Source organism: Mycobacterium sp. HM-7 (genome assembly GCF_053852335.1).
The window spans coordinates 5,312,984-5,334,389 of sequence record NZ_CM132657.1; the positions used below are offsets into that span (position 1 = coordinate 5,312,984).

General features: G+C 67.2%; 23 protein-coding genes. 8 read left to right on the forward strand and 15 right to left on the reverse strand.

Annotated elements, in window-relative coordinates; all coding sequences use genetic code 11:
• From ACWW1C_RS25680 to ACWW1C_RS25690, 3 genes are all read right to left on the reverse strand, one after another.
• Positions 1-1,206, reverse strand: a complete 1,206-nt coding sequence (locus ACWW1C_RS25680) for a cytochrome P450 (protein WP_455980884.1) — start codon at positions 1,204-1,206, stop codon at positions 1-3.
• Positions 1,203-1,877, reverse strand: coding sequence for an acetoacetate decarboxylase family protein (locus ACWW1C_RS25685; RefSeq protein ID WP_455984439.1), 675 nt, complete (start codon positions 1,875-1,877; stop codon positions 1,203-1,205). The genes ACWW1C_RS25680 and ACWW1C_RS25685 overlap by 4 nt, the downstream gene beginning before the upstream one ends.
• A gap of 183 nt (positions 1,878-2,060) precedes the next feature.
• Positions 2,061-3,092 (reverse strand): LLM class F420-dependent oxidoreductase, encoded by a 1,032-nt coding sequence (locus tag ACWW1C_RS25690; protein ID WP_455980885.1) that lies wholly within the window; start codon positions 3,090-3,092, stop codon positions 2,061-2,063.
• A 58-nt stretch (positions 3,093-3,150) separates the two neighbouring features.
• Here ACWW1C_RS25690 and ACWW1C_RS25695 point away from each other — a divergent pair, with 58 nt between their 5' ends.
• From ACWW1C_RS25695 to ACWW1C_RS25710, 4 genes are read left to right on the forward strand one after another with little or no spacing between them, the layout of a single operon-like run.
• On the forward strand, positions 3,151-4,152 hold the full coding sequence (locus tag ACWW1C_RS25695) for a Zn-ribbon domain-containing OB-fold protein (protein WP_455980886.1): 1,002 nt from the start codon (positions 3,151-3,153) through the stop codon (positions 4,150-4,152).
• A 14-nt stretch (positions 4,153-4,166) separates the two neighbouring features.
• Positions 4,167-5,228 carry a thiolase domain-containing protein gene (locus tag ACWW1C_RS25700; RefSeq protein ID WP_455980887.1) on the forward strand — a complete coding sequence of 354 codons (1,062 nt, stop codon included), beginning with the start codon at positions 4,167-4,169 and terminating at the stop codon, positions 5,226-5,228.
• Between the two features lie 2 nt (positions 5,229-5,230).
• The gene (locus ACWW1C_RS25705) at positions 5,231-6,409 is read left to right on the forward strand and encodes a thiolase domain-containing protein (protein WP_455980888.1); all 1,179 of its coding nucleotides are present in this window, start codon (positions 5,231-5,233) and stop codon (positions 6,407-6,409) included.
• A gap of 1 nt (position 6,410) precedes the next feature.
• On the forward strand, positions 6,411-6,812 hold the full coding sequence (locus ACWW1C_RS25710) for a nuclear transport factor 2 family protein (RefSeq protein WP_455980889.1): 402 nt from the start codon (positions 6,411-6,413) through the stop codon (positions 6,810-6,812).
• 51 nt (positions 6,813-6,863) lie between these two features.
• Here the strand turns inward: ACWW1C_RS25710 and ACWW1C_RS25715 are convergent, their stop codons facing one another.
• Both ACWW1C_RS25715 and ACWW1C_RS25720 read right to left on the reverse strand, forming a co-directional pair.
• On the reverse strand, positions 6,864-7,388 hold the full coding sequence (locus ACWW1C_RS25715; RefSeq protein ID WP_455980890.1) for a hypothetical protein: 525 nt from the start codon (positions 7,386-7,388) through the stop codon (positions 6,864-6,866).
• 57 nt (positions 7,389-7,445) lie between these two features.
• Positions 7,446-7,970 (reverse strand): gamma carbonic anhydrase family protein, encoded by a 525-nt coding sequence (locus ACWW1C_RS25720; protein ID WP_064984574.1) that lies wholly within the window; start codon positions 7,968-7,970, stop codon positions 7,446-7,448.
• Between the two features lie 127 nt (positions 7,971-8,097).
• Here ACWW1C_RS25720 and ACWW1C_RS25725 point away from each other — a divergent pair, with 127 nt between their 5' ends.
• Entirely contained in the window at positions 8,098-9,252 is a 1,155-nt protein-coding gene (locus tag ACWW1C_RS25725) for a Rieske 2Fe-2S domain-containing protein (protein ID WP_455980891.1), read from the forward strand.
• On the forward strand, positions 9,252-9,752 hold the full coding sequence (locus tag ACWW1C_RS25730) for a hypothetical protein (RefSeq protein WP_455980892.1): 501 nt from the start codon (positions 9,252-9,254) through the stop codon (positions 9,750-9,752). Before ACWW1C_RS25725 ends, ACWW1C_RS25730 begins: the two co-directional genes overlap by 1 nt.
• 61 nt (positions 9,753-9,813) lie before the next feature.
• Here ACWW1C_RS25730 and ACWW1C_RS25735 read toward each other — a convergent pair whose 3' ends face one another.
• The 4 genes from ACWW1C_RS25735 to ACWW1C_RS25750 all read right to left on the reverse strand — a co-directional run bounded on the left by ACWW1C_RS25735 (position 9,814) and on the right by ACWW1C_RS25750 (position 13,503).
• On the reverse strand, positions 9,814-10,962 hold the full coding sequence (locus ACWW1C_RS25735; protein WP_455980893.1) for a sulfotransferase family protein: 1,149 nt from the start codon (positions 10,960-10,962) through the stop codon (positions 9,814-9,816).
• Positions 10,959-11,741 (reverse strand): SDR family oxidoreductase, encoded by a 783-nt coding sequence (locus tag ACWW1C_RS25740; RefSeq protein ID WP_455980894.1) that lies wholly within the window; start codon positions 11,739-11,741, stop codon positions 10,959-10,961. The genes ACWW1C_RS25735 and ACWW1C_RS25740 overlap by 4 nt, the downstream gene beginning before the upstream one ends.
• 2 nt (positions 11,742-11,743) lie before the next feature.
• The gene (locus ACWW1C_RS25745; RefSeq protein ID WP_455980895.1) at positions 11,744-12,871 is read right to left on the reverse strand and encodes a hypothetical protein; all 1,128 of its coding nucleotides are present in this window, start codon (positions 12,869-12,871) and stop codon (positions 11,744-11,746) included.
• Between the two features lie 110 nt (positions 12,872-12,981).
• Positions 12,982-13,503 (reverse strand): hypothetical protein, encoded by a 522-nt coding sequence (locus tag ACWW1C_RS25750; RefSeq protein ID WP_455980896.1) that lies wholly within the window; start codon positions 13,501-13,503, stop codon positions 12,982-12,984.
• A 164-nt stretch (positions 13,504-13,667) separates the two neighbouring features.
• Here ACWW1C_RS25750 and ACWW1C_RS25755 point away from each other — a divergent pair, with 164 nt between their 5' ends.
• Positions 13,668-14,576: an IclR family transcriptional regulator gene (locus ACWW1C_RS25755; RefSeq protein WP_455980897.1), complete on the forward strand. Its 909-nt coding sequence runs from the start codon at positions 13,668-13,670 to the stop codon at positions 14,574-14,576.
• 59 nt (positions 14,577-14,635) lie between these two features.
• On the opposite strand, the gene ACWW1C_RS25760 is transcribed toward ACWW1C_RS25755, so the two are convergent.
• A complete protein-coding gene (locus tag ACWW1C_RS25760) occupies positions 14,636-15,106 on the reverse strand; it encodes a hemophore-related protein (protein ID WP_455980898.1) in 471 nt (156 codons plus the stop codon).
• Between the two features lie 164 nt (positions 15,107-15,270).
• On the opposite strand from ACWW1C_RS25760, the gene ACWW1C_RS25765 reads away from it, so the two are divergent.
• On the forward strand, positions 15,271-15,921 hold the full coding sequence (locus ACWW1C_RS25765; RefSeq protein ID WP_455980899.1) for a GNAT family N-acetyltransferase: 651 nt from the start codon (positions 15,271-15,273) through the stop codon (positions 15,919-15,921).
• A gap of 12 nt (positions 15,922-15,933) precedes the next feature.
• Here the strand turns inward: ACWW1C_RS25765 and ACWW1C_RS25770 are convergent, their stop codons facing one another.
• The 5 genes from ACWW1C_RS25770 to ACWW1C_RS25790 are packed head-to-tail and all read right to left on the reverse strand — an operon-like array spanning position 15,934 to position 21,246.
• Positions 15,934-18,033: a RecQ family ATP-dependent DNA helicase gene (locus tag ACWW1C_RS25770; RefSeq protein ID WP_455980900.1), complete on the reverse strand. Its 2,100-nt coding sequence runs from the start codon at positions 18,031-18,033 to the stop codon at positions 15,934-15,936.
• Entirely contained in the window at positions 17,990-18,655 is a 666-nt protein-coding gene (locus tag ACWW1C_RS25775; RefSeq protein WP_455980901.1) for a TIGR03943 family putative permease subunit, read from the reverse strand. Before ACWW1C_RS25775 ends, ACWW1C_RS25770 begins: the two co-directional genes overlap by 44 nt.
• Positions 18,652-19,653 (reverse strand): permease, encoded by a 1,002-nt coding sequence (locus ACWW1C_RS25780; protein ID WP_455980902.1) that lies wholly within the window; start codon positions 19,651-19,653, stop codon positions 18,652-18,654. Before ACWW1C_RS25780 ends, ACWW1C_RS25775 begins: the two co-directional genes overlap by 4 nt.
• 37 nt (positions 19,654-19,690) lie before the next feature.
• The gene (locus tag ACWW1C_RS25785) at positions 19,691-20,446 is read right to left on the reverse strand and encodes a glucose 1-dehydrogenase (RefSeq protein WP_455980903.1); all 756 of its coding nucleotides are present in this window, start codon (positions 20,444-20,446) and stop codon (positions 19,691-19,693) included.
• A gap of 2 nt (positions 20,447-20,448) precedes the next feature.
• Complete coding sequence (locus ACWW1C_RS25790; RefSeq protein ID WP_455980904.1) at positions 20,449-21,246, reverse strand: SDR family NAD(P)-dependent oxidoreductase; 798 nt, start codon at positions 21,244-21,246, stop codon at positions 20,449-20,451.
• Positions 21,247-21,406 lie beyond the last annotated feature (160 nt).

The window sequence follows — 21,406 nt, forward strand, 5'->3', positions numbered from 1 at the left end:
TCAGAGCACCCGGGCCGTCGGGGTGAACACCACCGGCATGGATTCAGGTCCGCTGACGAAGTTGGCGGCACGCAGCGGGATTTCCGCGCCCTCGGCCAGCCGCAGATCCGGCAGGCGCTGCAGCAGCCGCTCGGTCATGATGCGCAGCTCGAGCCGGGCCAGCTGGTTGCCCATGCAGAAGTGGGTGCCGAAGCCGAAAGCCAAGTGGCTGTTGGGCGCCCGGTCGATGTGGAATTCGTTCGGGTTCTCGAACTGATCGCCGTCGAAGTTCGCCGACTCGAACATCAACATGACCTTCTCGTCCTTCTTCAGCTCGGTGCCGTAGAAGACGGTGTCCGCGGTCAGCGTGCGGCACATGTTCTTGATGGGCGAGGTCCAGCGCAGCATTTCCTCGATCGCGCTGGGCATCAACGCCGGATCGGCCACGAGGCGGTCCCATTGATCGCGGTTGCGCATCAGCTGCTCGGTGCCACCGGACAGCGTGTGCCGGGTGGTCTCGTCGCCGCCGATCAGGATCAGCAGGGTCTCCATGACGATCTCGTCGTCGGACATCCGCTGGCCTTCGACCTCGGAGTTGATGAACACGGAGAACAGGTCGTCGGTGGGGTTGGCCCGCCGGTCCTTGATGACATCCATGGTGAAAGCGGTATATGCCGCAAAGGTTTCCATCAGCTTCTGGATCGACGTCTCGTCCAGGTGCGACGACAGGCCCGAGACCAACTCGTCCGACCAGTTGAGCAGCATCTCCCGTTCTTCCGGCACGACGCCGAGCATGTCGCCGATGACCGCCATGGGCAGCGGAGCCGCCAGATCGTTGACGAAGTCGGCCTCGCCCTTCTCACAGACGTTGTCGATCAGCGCATCGACCAGACGCCCGATGGACGGCACCTTGTCCATGACACGCTTGCGGGTGAAACCGGCGTTGACGAGCTTGCGCCGCACCAGGTGCGCGGGATCGTCCATGTCGATCATGTACGGCATGCCGGGCTGATCGGGACGGATGCCGCCGGCGTTGGAGAACAGCTCGGCGTTGCGCTCGGCGTCGAGCACCGACTGGTACGTCGTCACCGCGGCCTGTCCGGTGCGGTCCCGGAACACCGGCTCATTGGCCCGCATCCAGCGGTACGCCTCGTGCGCCGCCGCCCGGTCTGCGTAGAACCGGCCGTCGGCCAGATCGACGTCGGGGCGGGTGATAACACTGGTCACTTGATCTCCTGAGCATCGGCGAAAGTCATGTCTACGTTGTCAGCGGAGCCCGAGAGCATGGCGCGTTTCGGTAATCCGAGGGCCGCCAGTTCGTGGGCGTAGGGGTGGTCACCGAGGCGCACCGTCACTCCCCCGGGCCGGTAGCGCACACCGGACGGTTTCATCACGCCGACGGTCTCCCGGGTGACGCCGTCGAGGTGCGAATACGTCGGGGGCGCCTGAGGTTTCGATGGCGCAGGCACCGGGAACCCGGGCCGGAAATCCATGCCGACGGCGAAGCGGCCGTCGATGGTGACGTCGAAGCCGAAGTTCTTCCCATCACGAATGGTGAAGTCCGCCAGCACCTTCGGATAGCCCCAGATGGACCGGCCGGCCTCCAGCGTGAAGGTCTGGTCGACGGGCAGGTGGTGGATGAAGGCGCCGGCGGACTGCAGGGCGCGCAGGCCCGAGGCGTTCGAACCGGGCGGGTTCACCATGATGTTGGTGCCGTATTCGTAGTACTCACCGAGATCGCTGTCGACGTAGTGCATGAGCATCAGCACGGCGACCGCGCGGCGCCGGCGATACCGGCACACCTGCAGGCCGCTGTAGTCGATCATGCGTTGCGCGGCGTCGGCGTCAACCGAGAACATCGCCATGTGCTGCGTCGCCTTGCGGACGCGCACGGGCATGGTCAGCACGGTGCCCGCAATGGTGTGCTGCGAGGGCACGGCCCCGGTGGCGTCTGTCACAGCACGAATCTAGAACACGTTGTAGACACTCCGCAATAAGTGTCTACTGCCATCTTTGCGACCAGGCGCAAAACTGCACTTCGGAGCACCGAAATGACAGTTCTGCGCCCGGCCGCGAGAAAACTAGACCAATTCAGCCAACTGCTTGATCTGCTCGACCGACTTGGCCCCGACCACCATCATGGTGACGCCAGAGGCCTCCCAGGCCTTGATCTGTTCCTTGACGTAGTCGAGGTTCCCGACGATCGCCGAGTCGTCGACCAGCTCGTCCGGGATGACCTTGGCGGCCTCGTCCTTGCGGTCGCTGCGGAACAGCTTGGTGACGTCGTCGACGACCTCGGAGTAGCCCATGCGGCGGTACACCTCGGCGTGGAAGTTGGTGTCCTCCGAACCCATGCCACCCATGTAGAGCGCCAGGTGCGGCTTCATCATCTCCATCACCATCGGGCGGTCGTCGGTGACGACGATCTGTGCGGTGGCACAGATCTCGAACGTCTCACGGGTCCGACGGGCGCCGGCGCGGGCGAAGCCCTCGTCGAGCCATTCGTTGTACATGCCGGAGATCCGCGGCGAGTAGAAGATCGGCAGCCACCCGTCGGCGATCTCGGCGGCGAGCGCGACGTTCTTGGGGCCCTCGGCACCCAGCATCACCGGGATGTCCGCGCGCAGCGGATGCGTGATGGGCTTGAGCGGCTTGCCCAGACCCGTGGTGCCCTCACCCGAGAGCGGCAGAGGGTAGTGCGGGCCGTCGCTGGTTACCGGGGCCTCGCGGGCCCAGACCTTGCGCAGGATGTCGATGTACTCGCGGGTGCGCGCCAGCGGCTTCGGGAACTTCTGCCCGTACCAGCCCTCGACGACCTGCGGACCCGACACACCCAGACCCAGGATGTGGCGGCCACCCGACAGGTGGTCGAGCGTCAGCGCTGCCATGGCGCACGCCGTGGGCGTGCGGGCCGACATCTGAATGACCGACGTACCCAGGCGCATCCGCGTGGTTTCCCGGCCCCACCAGGCCAGCGGGGTGTAGGCATCCGAGCCCCAGGCTTCTGCGGTGAAGACGGTGTCGAATCCCGCTTCTTCCGCCGCGGCGACGAGTGTCGCGTGATCGGTGGGCGGCTTGGCGCCCCAGTATCCGAGCTGCAAACCGAGTTTCATGGGGCCGCCTTTCCGAACGTGCTTGCCACGATTGTTAGAACCTGTTCTACTCGATGCCGTGAGCGTTAGCCAAAGCAGCCCAGCCCAGATGGCAGGCCATGAGCCGCCCCTTTCGGCTCCGCTGAAACTGTCATTCGACTACACCCGTTCAGTCGGTCCGGTCCTGAGTCAGTTCTTCACCGCGCTGCGCGGCCGACGCATCGTCGGCACCCGCGGTTCAGACGGCCGGGTACACGTACCTCCCGCCGAGTATGACCCTGTCACGTACGAGGCCCTGACCGAGGTGGTTCCGGTCTCCAGCGTCGGCACCGTGGTGTCGTGGACCTGGCAGCCCGAGCCCCTGGAGGGCCAGCCCCTGCAGAAGCCGTTCGCCTGGGCGCTGATCAAGCTCGACGGCGCCGACACTCCGCTGCTGCACGCCGTCGACGCCCGTGAGGGTTCACTGAAGGCCGGTGACCGTGTCCGTGCGCACTGGGTCGACGAACCCGTCGGCGCCATCACCGACATCGCCTACTTCGTGCCCGGCGAAGACGCCGAAGAACCGTTGCCGGCTGACGACCGTGACCCGGTGACCATGCTGGTCGTGCCGTCGTCCATCGAAATCCAGCACACCGCTTCACTTCCCGAGAGCACCTTCCTGCGCGGTCTGCAGGAGGGCAAGCTGCTCGGCGGCCGCACCAAGGTGGGTCGCGACGGCAAGCCCGGCCCGGTGCTGTTCCCGCCGAAGGAGGCCGACCCGGCCACCGGCCTGGAACTCGACGAATTCGTCGAGCTGGTCGATCGGGGCACCGTCACCACCTTCGCGATCATCAACATCCCGTTCGCCGGCCAGCGCATCAAGCCGCCGTATGTGGCCGCCTACGTGCTGCTCGACGGCGCCGACATCCCGTTCCTGCACCTGGTCACCGAGATCGACGCGGCCGACGTCCGGATGGGTATGCGGGTGGAAGCGGTCTGGAAACCCCGCGAGGAGTGGGGTCTGGGCATCGACAACATCTCGCACTTCAAACCGTCCGGCGAACCCGACGCCGACTACGACTCGTACAAGCACCACCTGTAAAAGGAACTGCAACAATGACTTCCAGTGACGTAGCGGTCGTCGGCTTCGCGCATGCCCCGCATGTGCGCCGCACCGACGGCACCACCAACGGCGTCGAGATGCTGATGCCGTGTTTCCAAAAGCTGTACGCCGAGTTGGGCCTGAAGCAGACCGACATCGGCTTCTGGTGCTCCGGTTCGTCGGATTACCTTGCCGGCCGGGCATTTTCGTTCATCTCGGCGATCGACTCGATCGGCGCCATCCCGCCGATCAACGAATCGCACGTCGAGATGGACGCGGCCTGGGCGCTGTACGAGGCCTACCTCAAGATTCTGACGGGCGAGGTCGACACCGCGCTGGTCTACGGCTTCGGCAAGGGCAGTGCCGGCACCCTGCGCCGGGTGCTCGCCCTGCAGACCGATCCGTACACCGTCGCGCCGCTGTGGCCGGACGCCGTGTCGATGGCGGGCCTGCAGGCCCGCTTCGGTCTGGACGCCGGCAAGTGGACGGCCGAGCAGATGGCCCAGGTGGCGCTCGACGCGTTCGCCGCCGGCGGCCGCACCGACCGCGAAGAGGTCACCGGCAGCATCGACGACCTGTTGTCCCGGCCGTTCTTCGCCGACCCGCTGCGCCGCCACGACATCGCCCCGATCACCGACGGTGCCGCCGCCATCGTGCTGGCCTCGGCCGACAAGGCACGGGAACTGCGGGAAAACCCGGCGTGGATCACCGGTTTCGAGCACCGCATCGAGACCCCGATCCTGGGTGCCCGCGACCTGACGACCTCGCCCTCGACCGCCGCGTCGGCGCAGGTCGCCACCGGTGGCGACGCCGGTTCGATCGACATCGCCGAGCTGCACGCGCCGTTCAGCCACCAGCAGCTGATCCTCAAAGAGGCCATCGGCCTTGGTGAGTCGACGAAGATCAACCCGTCCGGTGGTGCCCTGGCCGCCAACCCGATGTTCTCGGCCGGCCTGGAGCGCATCGGCTTCGCCGCCGAGCACATCTTCAACGGGTCGGCGAACCGCGTGCTGGCCCACGCCACCAGCGGACCCGCGTTGCAACAGAACTTGATTGCCGTCTTGGAGGGCAAGTAACCATGGCCAAGAATCTCGCCGCCGTCCTGGGCACCGGACAGACCAAGTACGTCGCCAAGCGCCTGGACGTCTCGATGAACGGCCTTGTGCGCGAGGCGATCGACCGCGCGCTGGTCGATGCCGGGTGCACCATGGCCGACATCGATGCCGTCGTGGTCGGCAAGGCACCGGACTTCTTCGAGGGCGTCATGATGCCCGAGCTGTTCATGGCCGACGCCACCGGCGCCACCAACAAGCCGCTGATCCGCGTGCACACCGCGGGTTCGGTGGGTGGCTCGACCGCCATCGTCGCCGCCAGCCTGGTCAAGTCCGGTAAGTACCGCCGGGTGCTGACCATGGCCTGGGAGAAGCAGTCGGAGTCGAACGCCATGTGGGCGCTGTCCATTCCGGTGCCGTTCACCAAGCCCGTCGGTGCGGGCGCCGGTGGATACTTCGCTCCGCACGTGCGGGCCTACATCCGCCGCTCGGGCGCGCCGGAGAACATCGGCGCCATCGTGGCGGTCAAGGACCGGCTCAACGGGGCCAAGAACCCGCTGGCCCACCTGCACCAGCCCGACATCACCGTCGAGAAGGTGATGGCCTCCCAGATGCTGTGGGACCCAATCCGTTTCGACGAGACCTGTCCGTCGTCGGATGGCGCGGCCGCGATGGTGATCGGCAATGAGGAAATCTCCGACGCGCGCGTCGCCGAGGGGCATCCGGTGGCCTGGATTCACGCCACGGCACTGCGTACCGAACCGCTGGCCTACTCCGGCCGCGACCAGGTGAACCCGCAGGCCGGCCGTGACGCGGCCGCTGCCCTGTGGCGAGACGCGGGCATCACCAGCCCGATCGACGAAATCGATTGTGCCGAGGTCTATGTGCCGTTCTCGTGGTTCGAGCCGATGTGGCTGGAGAACCTGGGCTTCGCCGCCGAAGGTGAGGGCTGGAAGCTGACCGAGGCCGGCGAGACCGCCATCGGCGGCAGGATTCCGTTCAACGCCTCCGGCGGTGTGCTGAGCTCCAATCCCATTGGCGCGTCGGGCATGATCCGGTTCGCCGAGTCGGCCATCCAGGTCATGGGCAAGGCCGGCGACCACCAGGTCGAGGGCGCCCGCAAGGCACTCGGCCACGCGTACGGCGGTGGCGCACAGTACTACTCGATGTGGGTGGTCAGCAGCGACAAGCCCGGAAAGGACTGACATGGCAGTTTCCGATCCGAATCATCCCGCGCACCTGGCCGGGAAGCGCTCACGTGACGCGGTTGCCGCCCGCGACAAGGAAGCCTGGCTGGCGAATTTCGCCGACGACGCCATCGTGCAGGACCCGATCGGGCCGTCGTTCCTGGACCCCGAAGGCAAGGGACACCGCGGCAAGGAAGCCATCTCGGCGTTCTGGGACAAGGCGATCGCCCCCACCGACAGTCTCGTGTTCAACTTCGAGACCACCTACCAGTGCGGCGACGAGGAAGCCAACGTCGGCAACATCGTGACCACCATCGGCGGCCATGACTTCACCACGCAGGGCGTCTTCACCTACCGCGCGAACGAAGCCGGGCAACTGCTGGCACTGCGCGCCTTCTGGGAAGCGCCGCGCACTTCGTGATTTGTGCACGAAAATCCGCGGTGACCGCGGATTTTCGTGCACAAATCCCGGTCAAAAAGTCCAGGAGCCGCTGGGTTGCAGGACGAAGCCGTGCCCGCCGTCGGTGCTGTCGATGCACGCGGTGACACTGCCCGGGGCGACGCCACACGTGGTTGTTCCGAGAGACACCTTCTGCGTGGGCGCGAGCAGTGGGGCGCCCGCCATATCGGTCGGGCAGTCACCGCGGTAACTGCTGATGGTCCCCTCGTTGGCGCCGTGGAGCTGCGCCATCCCGAAATCGCATGGCGCCTTCGCGGTGGGATCGACAGTGACCGCCAGCCCGGCCGTGCCCGGTACCGGCCCATAACAGCGCACGGTCGTCCCGGCCGACCCCAGAGCGCCGATATTGCAGTACAGACCGTCGGAGGTGGAGAACTTCACCACCTGCTGCGTGGTGTTCCGGTAGGCCGTCAGATGCGTGTTGGTGACGATGTCGAAGTTCGCGAAGTCAGGAAAGTTGGGCGGCGGTGCGGCCTGCGCGAGTGGGGCGGCGAGCACCACGGCGGCACCGGACAGGACGAAGAGCGGCAGCTTCATGCGCCCAGTCTTGGCCGAACGTCGACCCCGATGTCAGATTTCCGCGAAATCCGGCCGCTACAGCTCTTCCAGCCCGGTCAGGTAGCGCTCGGCCAGCTCGCGGTAGGCCTGCGGGTTGGTGTTGATCCACGTCTCGGCGCCGGTTCCGGCGATCGGGCCCCGAATCTTGGCCGGCGACCCCACGACGAGCACCTCGTCCGGAATCTTGGTCCCGGCCACCACCAGTGAATGGGCGGCGACCAGGCTGCGCCTGCCGATCACCGCGCCATCGAGGATGGTGCTGTTGTTGGCGATCAGCGCTTCGGCTCCGACGTGAGCGCCGTGCACGACGCACAGGTGGGCGATGGTCGCGCCGGGGCCGATATCGACTGGGATGCCGGGAGGGGCGTGCAGCACGGACCCGTCCTGCACGTTTGCACCGTTTCGGATGACGACGGGCGCGTAATCGGCGCGCAGAACCGCGTTGAACCACACCGACGCCCCGGCTTCGACGCGGACATCGCCGATCAGCACGGCGGTGGGGGCGATGAACGCCGTGGGGTCGACGACCGGGCTTCGGCCCTCGAAGGAGTAAAGCGGCATGGCCAAAACCTACCCCGTCGCCTGGCTCACCCTCTCAATACACCGCAGGTGGGGACGCTTGCATTGCGCTGCACCGAGGAAAAACTGTAACGTGTTCTAGTTACTAGGCACAGATTGGGAGGCCAAGGTGAGCACCGAAACCGCGGGGGTTCGCGAGATCGATACCGGCGCGCTGCCGGACCGCTTTGCCCGTGGGTGGCACTGCGTAGGTCCTGTGAAGAACTTCCTGGACGGCAAGCCGCATTCTTTCGAGGCGTTCGGCACCAAGTTGGTGGTGTTCGCGGACTCGAAGGGTGACCTGAAAATCCTGGACGGCTACTGCCGCCACATGGGCGGTGACCTGTCACAGGGCACCATCAAGGGTGACACGGTCGCGTGCCCCTTCCACGACTGGCGCTGGGGCGGCGACGGCAAGTGCCAGCTGGTGCCCTACGCCAAGCGCACGCCGCGCCTGGCCCGCACCCGCGCCTGGCAGACGGACGTCCGCGGCGGCCTGCTGTTCGTGTGGCATGACCACGAGGGCAACGGCCCGACCGACGAGGTCCGGATCCCCGAGATCCCCGAGGCCGCCAGCGACGAGTGGACCGAGTGGCAGTGGAACTCGATGCTCATCGAGGGCAGTAACTGCCGCGAGATCATCGACAACGTCACAGACATGGCGCACTTCTTCTACATCCACTACGGCCTGCCGACGTACTTCAAGAACGTCTTCGAGGGCCACATCGCCAGCCAGTACCTGCACAACGTGGGCCGGCCGGACATCGGTGGCATGGGTACCCAGTACGGCGAGGCACACCTCGACTCGGAGGCTCAGTACTTCGGCCCGTCGTTCATGATCAACTGGCTGCACAACAACTACGGCGGCTACAAGGCCGAGTCGATCCTGATCAACTGCCACTACCCGGTCAGCCAGGATGCGTTCGTGCTGCAGTGGGGCGTCATCGTCGAAAAGCCCAAGGGCATGGACGAGAAGACCACCCAGAAGCTGGCCGACGCCATGACCGACGGTGTCAGCAAGGGCTTCTTGCAGGACGTCGAGATCTGGAAGCACAAGACCCGCATCGACAACCCGTTGCTGGTCGAGGAAGACGGCGCGGTCTACCAGATGCGCCGTTGGTACCAGCAGTTCTACGTCGACGTCGCCGACATCACGCCGGACATGACCGACCGCTTCGAGCTGGAGATCGACACCACGGTCGCCAACGAGAAGTGGCAGGGCGAGGTGGCCGAGAACCTGCGCTTGCAGGCCGAGGCCAAGGAATCCGCAGAGCAGTCCAGCTGATGACCCAGCATGACGAACGGTCCCAGGCTCGGAGCCCATTTGTCGGCACCGCCGACGAAGCCGAGAGCCTGGCCCGTTCGATGCTGCAGCTGATGGGTCACGGCGAGGATGACGACCACTCGCACCCGGCCTCCGATTCGCCGGCGAACGGATCCTGGTCCAAGGCACCGGATTTCGCCGGCGACCCGGTGCGGCTGGCCGCGGTGCGCGAGGCCACCGCGGCCGACCGTCAGCGGTACCTGACCTCGGGCCTGGTCCCGGTGGACTGCCGGTTCTGTCACTCGACGGTTTCGGTCAAGAAGCTGGGTCCGGAACACACTGCGGTGCAGTGGAATTCGGAAGCCACGGCGCGGTGCGCGTATTTCAACGAGATCCGCGCCGAAGGCGGCGACCCCAGTCGCAGCCGCTCGTGCCCCAAGATGTCCGACAGCATCAAGCATGCGGTCGCCGAGGGATGCCTGGAGGAGTTCTCCACCGCACCCTCCCCCGGCGACGGCTAGGCATATCACAGCGAAAGCCCCCTGAATCGGTTGATTTAGGGGGCTTTCGCTACTGCTGCAGTTACAGGTTGGCGAAGCGCTCCTTGACCTGCTCCTCGGTCAGCCCGTAGTCGGACAGCGAGTAGGTGTGCTTCGGCGCCCGCGGGCCCTTCTGGGTCTGGGCGTGGCTCTCGGTCATGGCCTGCCGTGCGGCATCGGTGAACTCGATGCCGAACGTGCGGTAGATGCCCTCGACGGCACCGACCGGATCCTTGATGAACTCGAAGTAGTCGACATCGCAGAACTGCTTGGGATCATGCTTGGCCCGCTCGGCATTGAACAGCTCCAGGCCCCGCGACCACGTTTCCATCGAGTCGTCGCCGATCACCTTGCCGGTGAACGTGTTCGACCAGCCGGCCGTCGTGTGCTGCGCAAGCGAGCACATCGACGCCATGATGGTCTCCGCCGGCCGGTGGCACTGCACGACGAGCGCGTCCGGGTACACCTTCAACAGCGCCTCCAGCGCGAACAGGTGGCTCGGATTCTTGAGCACCCAACGCTTTTCGGGCTCATTGAGGCCGATCAGCTGCAGGTTCTGCCGGTGCCGCTGATAGGACTTGGTCCAGTCCTGCCGAGCCAGCCACTGGGCGTACGACGGGACGTGCGCCAGCGTCTCGTAGGACACCGAGTGCAGCGACTGGCGCAGCAGCTGCCAGCATTCCTCGACCTCGTCGGCCGTCATGAAATGCAGACCGGTGTAGTCCGGGTTCTCTTCATGCGCCTGCTTGAACCGGGCATCGAGCGCGGAGAAAACCGGGTTGTCGGGCCAGGTTTCGCGCGGCGGCCGCGGCTGCGGGAACTCGGCCAGCCACATTTCGAGGCCCTGATGCGCCGGGTCGGCCGTCAGCAGGCGGTGGATGACCGTCGTGCCGGTGCGCGGCAGGCCGGTGACGAAGATGGGCCGTTCGATCGGCACATCGGCGTGCTGCGGATACTGCTTGAACGCCGCGTTGGACACCAGGCGGGCCACCAGCGCGTTGCGGGTGAAGAACCGCTGCATCTTGCTGCCGAGCTCGGTCAGGTCGGCCTCGCGCTGGTACGAATCCAGCAGCACGCCAAGCGCTTCCAAGTAGTTGTCGTCGTCGCCGCCGAAGTCCTCCAGGCCACAAGCCTTGACGGCCGAGGCGTGCAGGTCCTCGACGGTTCCAACATTGGTGCGCGGGGCGCTCATGCCTTGTACTCCCCGCAGTTGACGTCCAGCGACTGTCCGGTGATGCCACTGGACAGGTCGCTGCCCAAAAACAGGATGGCAGAAGCCACCTCGTCTTCGGTCGGCAGCCGCTTCAGATCGGAGCCGGCGGCCGATGCCGCGTAGATCTGCTCGACGGTGGTGCCGTACTTCTGCGCTTGATGACCGAAGTAGCCCTCCAGGGTTTCGCCCCAGATGTAGCCCGGCATCACCGAGTTCACCCGGATACCCTTCTCGCCCAGCTCGGTCGAGAGGGTCTGGGACATGGCCAGCAGAGCCGACTTGGCCATCTTGTAGGCGCCGTACTTGGCCTGCGAATGCCGAACCACCATCGAATTCACATTCACGACAGCACCTTTGGCGGCCTCGAGCGCCGGGGTGAAGCCCTGGGTCATGCGCAGCGCGCCGAACACGGTCAGCTCGATCGCATCCCGCATGTGCTCAAAGGTCGTGTTCGCGAAGGGCTTCATCGACGGCACCCGGAAGGCATTGTTGATCAACACGTCTGCCTTGCCGAACTCCTCCGTGGTGCGGGCCACCACGCCCGCGACCTGCTCCTCGTCGGTGATGTCGGCGCCCACCGCCAGTGCACGACGGCCCAGCGCCGTCACCTCTTTGGCGACGACCTCGAGTCGCTCCACCGTGCGGGCGACCAGCACCAGGTCGGCGCCGTTCTCCGCGCATCGGCGAGCCAGCGTCGTCCCGAGCCCGGGCCCGACCCCACTGATCACCACAACCTTGTCCGTCAGCAGTCCACCCACGGTCAGCCCACCATCCTCTCGCCAATAAGCTTCTGCCGCAGCGCAATCCGCGCGCGCCAATCTTCGTCGGAAATCTTGTTGCTCTCGTGGTACGGCAGCTTTGCCGCCACCTCGTCGAGACTGACGACCTCGCACGTCGGGCCGTCCTCGGCCGTCAGCTCGCGCGACACCCGCTGCCAGCGGAACTGCAGGTAGCCCTTCGCGTGGCCGAGCGTCTCGCACCAGTTGGTCACGCCGGGGTTGTTCTCGGACACCACGATCCGAATCTTGCCGTCCGGATCCGCTTGCGCCTGAGTACCGTTCAGCGACGTCTGGTGGTTGATGTAGTCCAGCGAGATGTACCAGAGGCTGCCCAGCTGGAAGCCCAGGTACGGCGCGTCCGACACCGGCAGCGTGATGACCATGGCCTGGTCGGCTGTCATGTCGTAGTGCCCGACGGACGAGTACTGGGTGGCCAGTCCGCCCGGGGTGAGCCGCGGCGCGGTCAGCGTGTTGACCGGCAGGTTGTCGTAGAACCACTTCGGGAACTGCAGCCAGGTCTTGACCCGCTGCACCAGCTGCTTGCCCGCGACGGCGTACCGCTTCTCGATGAGCTCACGGGTCAGCGGCTCCGGTGCGGTGCCCGCGGTGTCGGTCCGGGAGATCGCGAACGAACCGCGCTGCGCCGACCAGTCGTTGTAGACCTCGCGGATCACCAGCTGCGCCGGGGTGGCCGGCGTGAACCGCCATTCGAAGGTGCCGTCGGCGGCGATGTCGAGCTTGCGGTCGTCGAACGCCGTCTCACTGTCCGGCACGTTGGCGTCGGTGTACTCGCCGCCGAGCAGCTGGAAGCTGACGTCGGTGGTGGTGCCGCGCCGCCCGGTGACGACGTACTCGTGGCCGGCCTGGACGCGGGTGCCGAAGTACATGGTGTCGGGGTTGTCGAGGCCCATCTTCTCGAACGGGCCCGTGCCGCTGTGCAGGAACGGGTGGTCCTTGTCGAAGTCGAAGGCCACGTGCGTGCACGACGCGATACAGCCGGCGAGGTACTGGAGGCCTTCGAGTAGATCGGCCTCGGTTTCGATGAACGGCGCCGCGGCGACGAGGCGCTCGGCCTCGACGACGGCATCGACGAACGACTGCGTGAACATACGGTCGACACCCTTCCGTTCCAATATTGGAACGCATCGGTAGATATTCCGACTGAAGAGTAGAACGTGTTGCAGTCGCCGTCAATGCTCGGTGGCGCACCGACCGGCCGTCACCGACCGGCCGCGCGCTCCGCCACCGCCGCCGTCAGCCGAGCGATGCGCCGCCGCTCGACCTGCCATTTCACGACGGACCACACCGCGAGCGCGGCCAGTACAGCGGCGATCACCAGATGCGCCGCCGTCGGTACCCGCAACGCCGGCACGAGACCGAAAACCACCAGCGGCGCCACGGCTCCGATGCGTTGCAGGTTCAGGCTGCGACTGCGGGCCAGCCACCCGCGCCACACCGCGGGTTCGACGTGCGCCGGCAGGCGGCCGGACTTCAGCGCCGCCGCGAACTCGCCGTACTGTGCGGCCGAACCGTAATCCCGGCGCAGCAGGTGTTCGCCCCAGAATGCCGCGAACACCATGGCCACGCCGACGACGGCAGCGGTCGTCACCACGACATGCGACGACGGCCCGGCCGGGTAGTAGATCGCCGCCACCAGCGCGGCCGCGGCCAAACCGATGGCGGCGTTCGCGCCGATGCGCACGGCGGCGGGTAGCTGGTACCAGTTGGTCGAAGTGGTCATTGTTACTCCTCTCGAAGCGGGCCGATCTGAACCCGCACAGGTAAGAGGCGCACCCCCGCGGATGGGGACACTTTTTCGCGCGAGGTTTCGAAGACGCCGGCCGCCGGGCACCCGGACGCGCCGACGCCGGTCCATATTTGGACCGATGTCGTACATTCCTTGCCATGACCGACACCGGCCGCGCGTCGCCGCCCACCGCCCGCGTCGTGGCGGTGCTGGACTTCCTGGCCAGTCACCCGCAGGAACAGTTCGGGCTGTCCGAGCTGGCGCGCCGGCTGGACCTGAGCAAGCCCACCTGCCTGGGCATCGTCACCACACTCGCCGACGCCGGTTATCTGGTGCGGGATGCGGCCGAGAAGACCTATCGGCTGGGCCCGCGGCTGATCACTCTTGGCCACACCGCGCAGGAGTCCATGCGGATCAGTCCGGCCGCGCGGGCGGAGTTGCGCCGGCTCTCCGAGACGTTCAATGCCACCGCGGCGCTGTCGGCAGTGGTCGACGACCGGATCACACTGCTGGAACTCGTTGCGCCGCAAGGTAGTCCGGAGCCGGTACAGGTCGGCCAGAGTTATCCGTTCGCCCCGCCGGTCGGCCTCATGTTCGTGCTGTGGGACGAGCGCGCGGTGCGGGACTGGTTGGCCAAGGAGCCGACGATCCCATTGCGCACCGACAGCGCGCGGCTGGAGCGGGTGATCGCCGAGTGCCGCGAATCCGGCTATCTCGTGGAACGGCTGACGCCCGGCGGCCGGCGGCTGTACGCCATGATGGCGGGCATGTCGAGCACCCTGCCCGACGAATTGCGGGTCCTGTTGGGCGAACTCGTCTCTGACATCGGCGAGCGCGTGTATCTGCCCAGCGAATCGAGCGCGGCGTCGGGCGGGCGGGCCAAACACGACGTCAGCGTCATCGCCGCGCCGGTGCTGGACCACCACCAACGTCAGGTCATGGTGTTGTCACTGCAGGTCGGCCGGGCGCTGACCGACTCGGAAATCAGTAAGCGGGCCCGTGGGCTGGTGGCCGCCGCGGCGACGCTGACGGCGCAACTCGGCGGGTCCCAGCCCGGCCGAACGTGAGCTGGTGTGCGAAATCCGTTGGTGAGATCGCATATTCGCTCACGTTCGGCGGGTGCTGACTAGACGCCGCCCAGGACGGCCAGCGCGTCGGTCGGCGCGACCTGCAGCCCGCAGCGGTCCTTGAAGGCGGCCAGCGGAGCCTGGATGCCGCGCAGTGCGTCGGCCTCGTCCGGGTGCGCCTTGAAATAGTTGTCGAACTGGCTCATGGCGGTGAACGCCGGCTGGCGCGTGGCGTCGAGCAGCGAGCTGTCGGCATCCGGGTGCGCGGCGAAGTAGTCCGACAGCTGCAGGGTGACCGAGCTGATGGTCTTGGCCAGCGTCGCGGTGCTGCAGTCGGCGACGGTGGCGGCCGGGGCCACGGTGGTCGTCGGCGCCGCGGTGGCGGACGTGGTCGGTGCGGCTGAGGTGGACGGCGTGGGCGTCACCGGCGTCGGATCCGCCGACGCGCGGGGCACGATCAGCGCGGCACAGGCGGCGCCCAAGGCGATGAAGCCGAGGGTGGAACGGCCGAAGGTAACGGCACGAGTCATGGAATCCTCCTTGGTTCTGGCCGCATCCGTCTTCCCCGGCCTCTGGGGGTATTTCGCTCGCTGCGGTACTGCTGTTACACGAGCGCTCAAAGTTGCAGGTCAGCGTGGCTCGATGTAGCAAATATTCACTTTCCTGAATTAGCTCGACTGTGTTGCTATTGGGCATGCCGCATTCGTCCTGGCCGCTGGCGGAACTGGCGGTGACCACCCCGGTCCTGCGGCTGTGCCATGTGACCGACGGGCTGGCCGACCAACTCGCCCAACTGGCCGCCGAAGGCATCCACGATCCGGCCACCATGCCGTTCTCCACCCCGTGGACCGACGCCGTCTCCCCCGATCTGGAGCGCAACACCGTCGCGTACTTCCAGCAGACCCGTGCCGAGGTGTCGACGGAGCACTGGGATGTGCCAATGGCCGTGCTGGTTGCCGGCACCGCTGCGGGCGTCTGCATTGTCAGTGCCGACGGCTTCCCGGCCCGGCGAACCGTATCCACTGGGTCGTGGCTGGGCCGCCGATATCAGGGTCGCGGGCTCGGCCGGGAGATGCGCGCCGCGGCGCTGCACCTGATCTTCGCCGGGTTCGACGCCGACGTCGCTCGTACCGCCGCATGGCACGACAACGCGGCATCACTCGGTGTCACGCGGTCGCTCCCCTATGCACAGACCGGTTCGTCGCGGCAGTCACGGCGCGGGGTATTCGACACCATGCTGGAGTTCACCATGTCGCGCGCCCAGTGGGACCCAGTGCGCCGTAGTGATATCCAGTTGATCGGCGTCGACGCGGTGGTCGACCAGCTGAGCCTGGGCCGCACTTAGCCGATGCGCAGGTCAGCTGACCGACGCCATCGCGAACGGCAGCACCGCGGGCGCCCCGGCCGCCCGCAGCACCTGCGTCGCCATGGTCATGGTCCAGCCGGTGTCGACCAGATCGTCCACCAGCAGCACCGGACCGCTCACGTCCAGCGTCGGCGACTCCCACGAATCCGTCAGCGCCGCAACTCGATAGGCGGAGTTGGCTGCCGTCACGGGTCGTCGCTGCGGCCGGTAGTACAGCGTGCCCAGGTTCTGCAGCCGGCCCAGGTCGGCCAGCCGGGTCACCAGCGAGCCGATCAGCTGCGGGTGGCTTTCCGAATCCAGGCCCAGCACCGCCACCGGGCGGGTATCCCAGCCCCAAGACTTCAGCACGTCGACGGCCGCCTGCACCACAGCGTCGGGCACCTCGCCGTCAGGCCCGTCCAACAGCTGGCGCAGGCGCGCACCCCACCCCAGGTCCGTCAGGCGTCCGATGACGCGACCCGGTTCTGCGCCACCCGAAATACGCCCGGACAGCTTGATCCCCAAGGAGCTCAGGCCCGTCGGCCACTGCTTCCGCGGAGCGATCTCCACGCCGGGCCGCATCAGCTGATCCCGCACTGCCGACGCGGCCCCGGCGTCGACGTCCGCGGTGTAGTGCGAGCCGGCACAGTTGTCACACCGGCCGCAGCCCTGCCCGTCGAGCTCGGGATCGTCGAGTTGGCTGCGCAGGAACACCATTCGGCACTCTGTGGTCGATTGGTAGTCCAGCATGGCCTGCTGCTCGCGCTGCCGCGCGGCGTCCAGATTCCGGTAGCGCTCCTCGTCGTACGACCAGGGCTCGCCGGTACTGATCCAGCCGCCCTTGACCCGGCGCACCGCACCGTCGACGTCGAGTACCTTGAGCACCATCTCCAGCCGTGAGCGGTTGAGGTCGACCAGCGGCTCCAGCGCCGCGGTGGACAGCGCCCGGTCCGGTTCGAGTTCGGCGATCACCTTGCGCACCAAGGCTTCCGACGGGAAGGCGACCGACGCGAAGTACCGCCAGATATCGGCGTCCTCCTTGCCCGGCAGCAGGATCACCTCGGCGCTGGCGGTGGCGCGGCCGGCACGCCCGACCTGCTGGTAATACGCGATGGGCGACGACGGAGCGCCCAGGTGCACCACGAAGCCCAGGTCCGGCTTGTCGAACCCCATGCCCAGCGCCGAGGTCGCGATGAGTGCCTTGACCCGGTTGTTCAGTAGGTCGGCTTCCAGCTGTTCGCGCTCGGCAGCCTCGGTGGAGCCGGTGTAGGAGGCGACGGTGTGCCCCTGTTCACGAAGGAGCGCGGCGATGTCGTGGGCTTGCGACACCGTCAACGTGTAGACGATGCCCGAGCCGGGAAGCGAATCCAGGTGCGCGGCAAGCCAGGCCGCACGTTGCGCCGGTCCGCCGGCGTGCACCACCGACAGCCGCAGTGATTCCCGGTCGAGTCCGCCGCGCAGCACCAACGTATCGCCACCCCCGACGCCCAGCTGCGCGGCGACATCCTGCACCACGCGGTCATTGGCGGTCGCGGTGGTGGCGAGAACCGGTATGCCCGAACCCAACTCACCGATCAAGGTGCGGATGCGCCGGTAGTCCGGGCGGAAGTCGTGACCCCAGTCGGAGACGCAGTGCGCCTCGTCGACCACGACCAGCCCGGCGTCGGCGGCCAACGACGGCAGCACGGCGTCACGAAAGTCGGGATTGTTCAACCGTTCCGGACTGACCAGCAGCACGTCGAGGTCACCGGAACCGACGCGCTGGTGCACGTCGTCCCATTCCGTGACGTTGCTCGAGTTGATCGTGGCGGCTCGGACACCCGCACGCTCGGCAGATGCCACCTGGTTGCGCATCAGGGCGAGCAGCGGCGAGACGATCACCGTCGGGCCGCGACCCGCAGCCCGCAGCAGCTTGGCGGCGATGAAGTACACCGCGGACTTGCCCCACCCGGTGCGCTGCACCACCAGGGCCCGGCGGCCCTGCACCACCAGGGCCTCGATGGCCACCCACTGATCGTCGCGCAGCACGGCCTCCGGGCCGGCGAGCTGTTGGAGCAGGGCCTGCGCGTCAGTACGCGTAGGTGTTGCGGGGCTTGGGAATTGGGTCGGCACGGGTCACTTCCATGGTCGGGACGAAATTCGTGGACGGATTGGACGTCCCGGGTACCACCTTGCCCTGCACCTTCAGCCAGGTGTCATTCGGGTGCGAACCGACGGCGCCGGTCAAGTGGATGCGGGCCAATTGCGCGTCGGCGGCACAACACACGATCACGACGCGGGCCAGGTCGGCACCCATGGTGAATCCGGTGACGGTGATGGCCCGTCCCTCAAGGCTTTTCGTGGAATCAGCGGCAGCTCGCAACACGACCTCCGGCAGCGACACCGTGCCGTCGGCCGGCAGCGGCGGGAACGCCCGCTTGGGCGGAGCCACCGCGGCCGTGACCGTCTCGGCGCCGACCGCACTCATCGGCGGCACGGACACGAATGCGGTCAGCGCCACCGGGATGAGCAGCAGCCACGCCAGCAGCCCCCGATGGTGGTGCCCGCTCGGCGGCCCGCGGCGGAGATCCCGCACCAGGCACACTGCAGCCAGCGCGACCAGCAGGACGGCCGCCACCACCAGCCACGGGAACAGTGCCGGTTTCACGAAATTCAGGTAGGTGCCCTTGACTGCGATCAGGCCGGTGCTCAGCCCGATCAACAGCAGCAGGATGTTCTGTGTTTCCCGGCTCATGGGGCACCCCCGAGCAGCAACAGCCCGACGGCTGTCGCGCAGGCCGTCGCCACCACCAGCGTCACCGGCGCGAACCGCACCGCGAACGGCCGCCCGAACACCCCGGCCTGCATCGCGACCAATTTGACGTCCACCGCCGGCCCGACCACGAGGAACACCAGCCGCGGCACCAGCGGGACCATCGTCAAGCTGGCCGCGACGAACGCGTCGGCCTCCGAACACAACGCCAGCACGACCGCCAGCAGCGCCATCGTCACCACGCCGACCGCCAGGTTGCCGGCCACGTGCTCGAACACCCACGGCGGCACGGCCGCGCGCAGCACTGCCGCCGCGCCGGCGCCGAGCACCAGATAGGCGGCGGATTGCAGGAAGTCGTGGCGGGCCGCCTCGGTGGCCACCGTGAATCGCGACGCGCCCTCGTCGTGGTGGATGGGCAACGTGCGCGTCACCCATTCGGTGCGGCCCCAGCGCTGCCACAGCAGGCCCATCACCACCGCGGTCAGCAGCGACGCCACGCAGCGCGCCACCACCATCTGCGGCTGGCCGGGAAAAGCGACCGCCGTCGCCACCAGCACCACCGGATTGATCGCCGGCGCGGACAGCATGAAGGTCAGGGCCGCGCCGGCTGTCGCCCCGCTGAACAACCGGCGTGCCACGGGCACCGACCCGCACTCGCAGCCCGGCAGCGCGGCACCGCCGACACCCGCCACCGCCACCGCGAGCGCCGGACGGCGGGGCAGCCGGCGAGCCAGCCGTTCCGGGGTGAGGTACGCAGCCACCAGACCGCTGACGATGACGCCCAACACCAGGAACGGCAGGGCCTGCACGAACACCCCGCAGAACACCGTCGCCGCGGTGGCCAGGCGGGCATGGTCGGTCAGCAGTCCGCTCATCCAGGAGCCCGACAGCGCCAGGGCGGTGAGGCCGACGAGCAACAGCTCCATCGACCCGGCCCGGCGGCGGTTCACGGGCGCCAGTGTGGATTCATCCCCGGCCATGCGCCCATCTTGCCCGGGAAGGCTGACAAGTCGCTCGTTACGTCGGGACGACCGGAATCCGGCCCGCGCTCGCGCCGCCGTCGACCGCCAGATCCGCGCCCGTCATATACGACGACGCATCCGACGCCAGGAACGCCACCACCTCGGCGACTTCCTCCGGAGCGCCGACGCGGGTCAGCGGGGCACCGGGGTGCCCGCCGAGACCCCGTTCGATCGGCAGGTGCGCCACCATCGGGGTGTCGATCATGCCGGGGTAGACGGTGTTGACCCGAATACCCATGGGGCCCAACTCGATTGCGGCCACCTTGGTGAAACCACGCAGGCCCCACTTGGAGGCACCGTAGGCGCTGTAGCCGGCCAGCCCCTGCAGACCGGCCTGCGAGGACACATTGATGATCGAGCCGCCCCCAGCGGCGCGCATGGATTCGACGACGGCCTTGGTACCCAGGAAGGGCCCGATCAGGTTGACGCGCAGCTGCCGTTCCCAGGATTCGGCGGTGTGGTCCATGAGCGGTTCGACGGTGCAGATCGCCGCGTTGTTGACCAGTGCGTCGATCCGGCCGAATTCCCCGAGCGCCAGCTCGACCGTTGTCAGCCAATCACTTTCGCTGCCGACGTCGTGCCGCTGGAAACGGGCGGCGGGGCCGATCGATGCGGCGACCGCCTCCCCTTCCTCCACCAGGACGTCGGTCAGCACCACCTGCGCACCGCGGGCAGCGAACAGCCGCGCCTCGGCTTCGCCCTGACCGCGCGCCGCACCCGTGATGATCGCAACCTTGCCCGTCAGGTCCATATTCAGTCGCTGTCCTGGTCGATGCCCGTCAGCATGAGCTCCGAGACCCGGCGCGGCGTCTCCGTCAGGTACGCCATCGCCGCGATGCGCTTGGGCAGGATGACGTGCTTCTTTTCCTTCTCGACGGCATCGGCGATGGCCTCGGCGACCATGTCGGCGTCGAGCGGCTCCTGCGGGATCATCCGGAACTTCAGTGACCGCTCGATGGTGCGGCGCGCCGGCCCGAACGACCGGATGTGATCGATCATGTCCGTCTTGACCTCACCGATCTGCACCAGCGTGGTGTTGACCGGCTTGTTGCGCAGCTCGGAGCGAATGCCGGCGGTGAAGTGGCTGAGGCCGGCCTTGGAGGCGCCGTACAGGGTGACGCCCGGGCCGGTCGAGATGGCGCCCATCGAGGACACGTTGACGATGTGCCCACGCCCGCGCTTGATCATCAGCGGCATCACCTGGCGGCACAACTCCATCGGCGCAATCAGGTTGACCTGCAACAGGTCTCGCACATCTTCCGCAGACGCTTCGTAGAAGCGGCCGACCCGGTCGACACCGGCGTTGTTGATGATGACGTCGACGGCGCCGTCGGCCTCCACGCGGCCGATCAGCGCTTCGGTTTCCGCAGGGTCCATCAGGTCGGCCGGATATGCCTTGCCGCCAAGCTCTTTCGCCAGCTCCTCGAGTTGGTCGGCGTTGCGCGCAACGAGCGCGACGTCGGCACCACGGCGGGCCATGGCCTGCGCGATGTGCTTGCCCAGACCACGACTCGCGCCGGTGACCAGAACCCGGCTGTTCCTCAGTTGCATATCCCTACTCCATTTCACAGTCGTGCTCACCCGGCGGAGCCCCGCAAACCTCCGCGCCGCGCCGCCGAGTCAGCTCATGGTGAGCACGCTAAACGGGGTCCGAGCCGAAATTCAGAGCTAGTTCCCGATCAACGAGACAACATGTCCGCTGGCTCACATT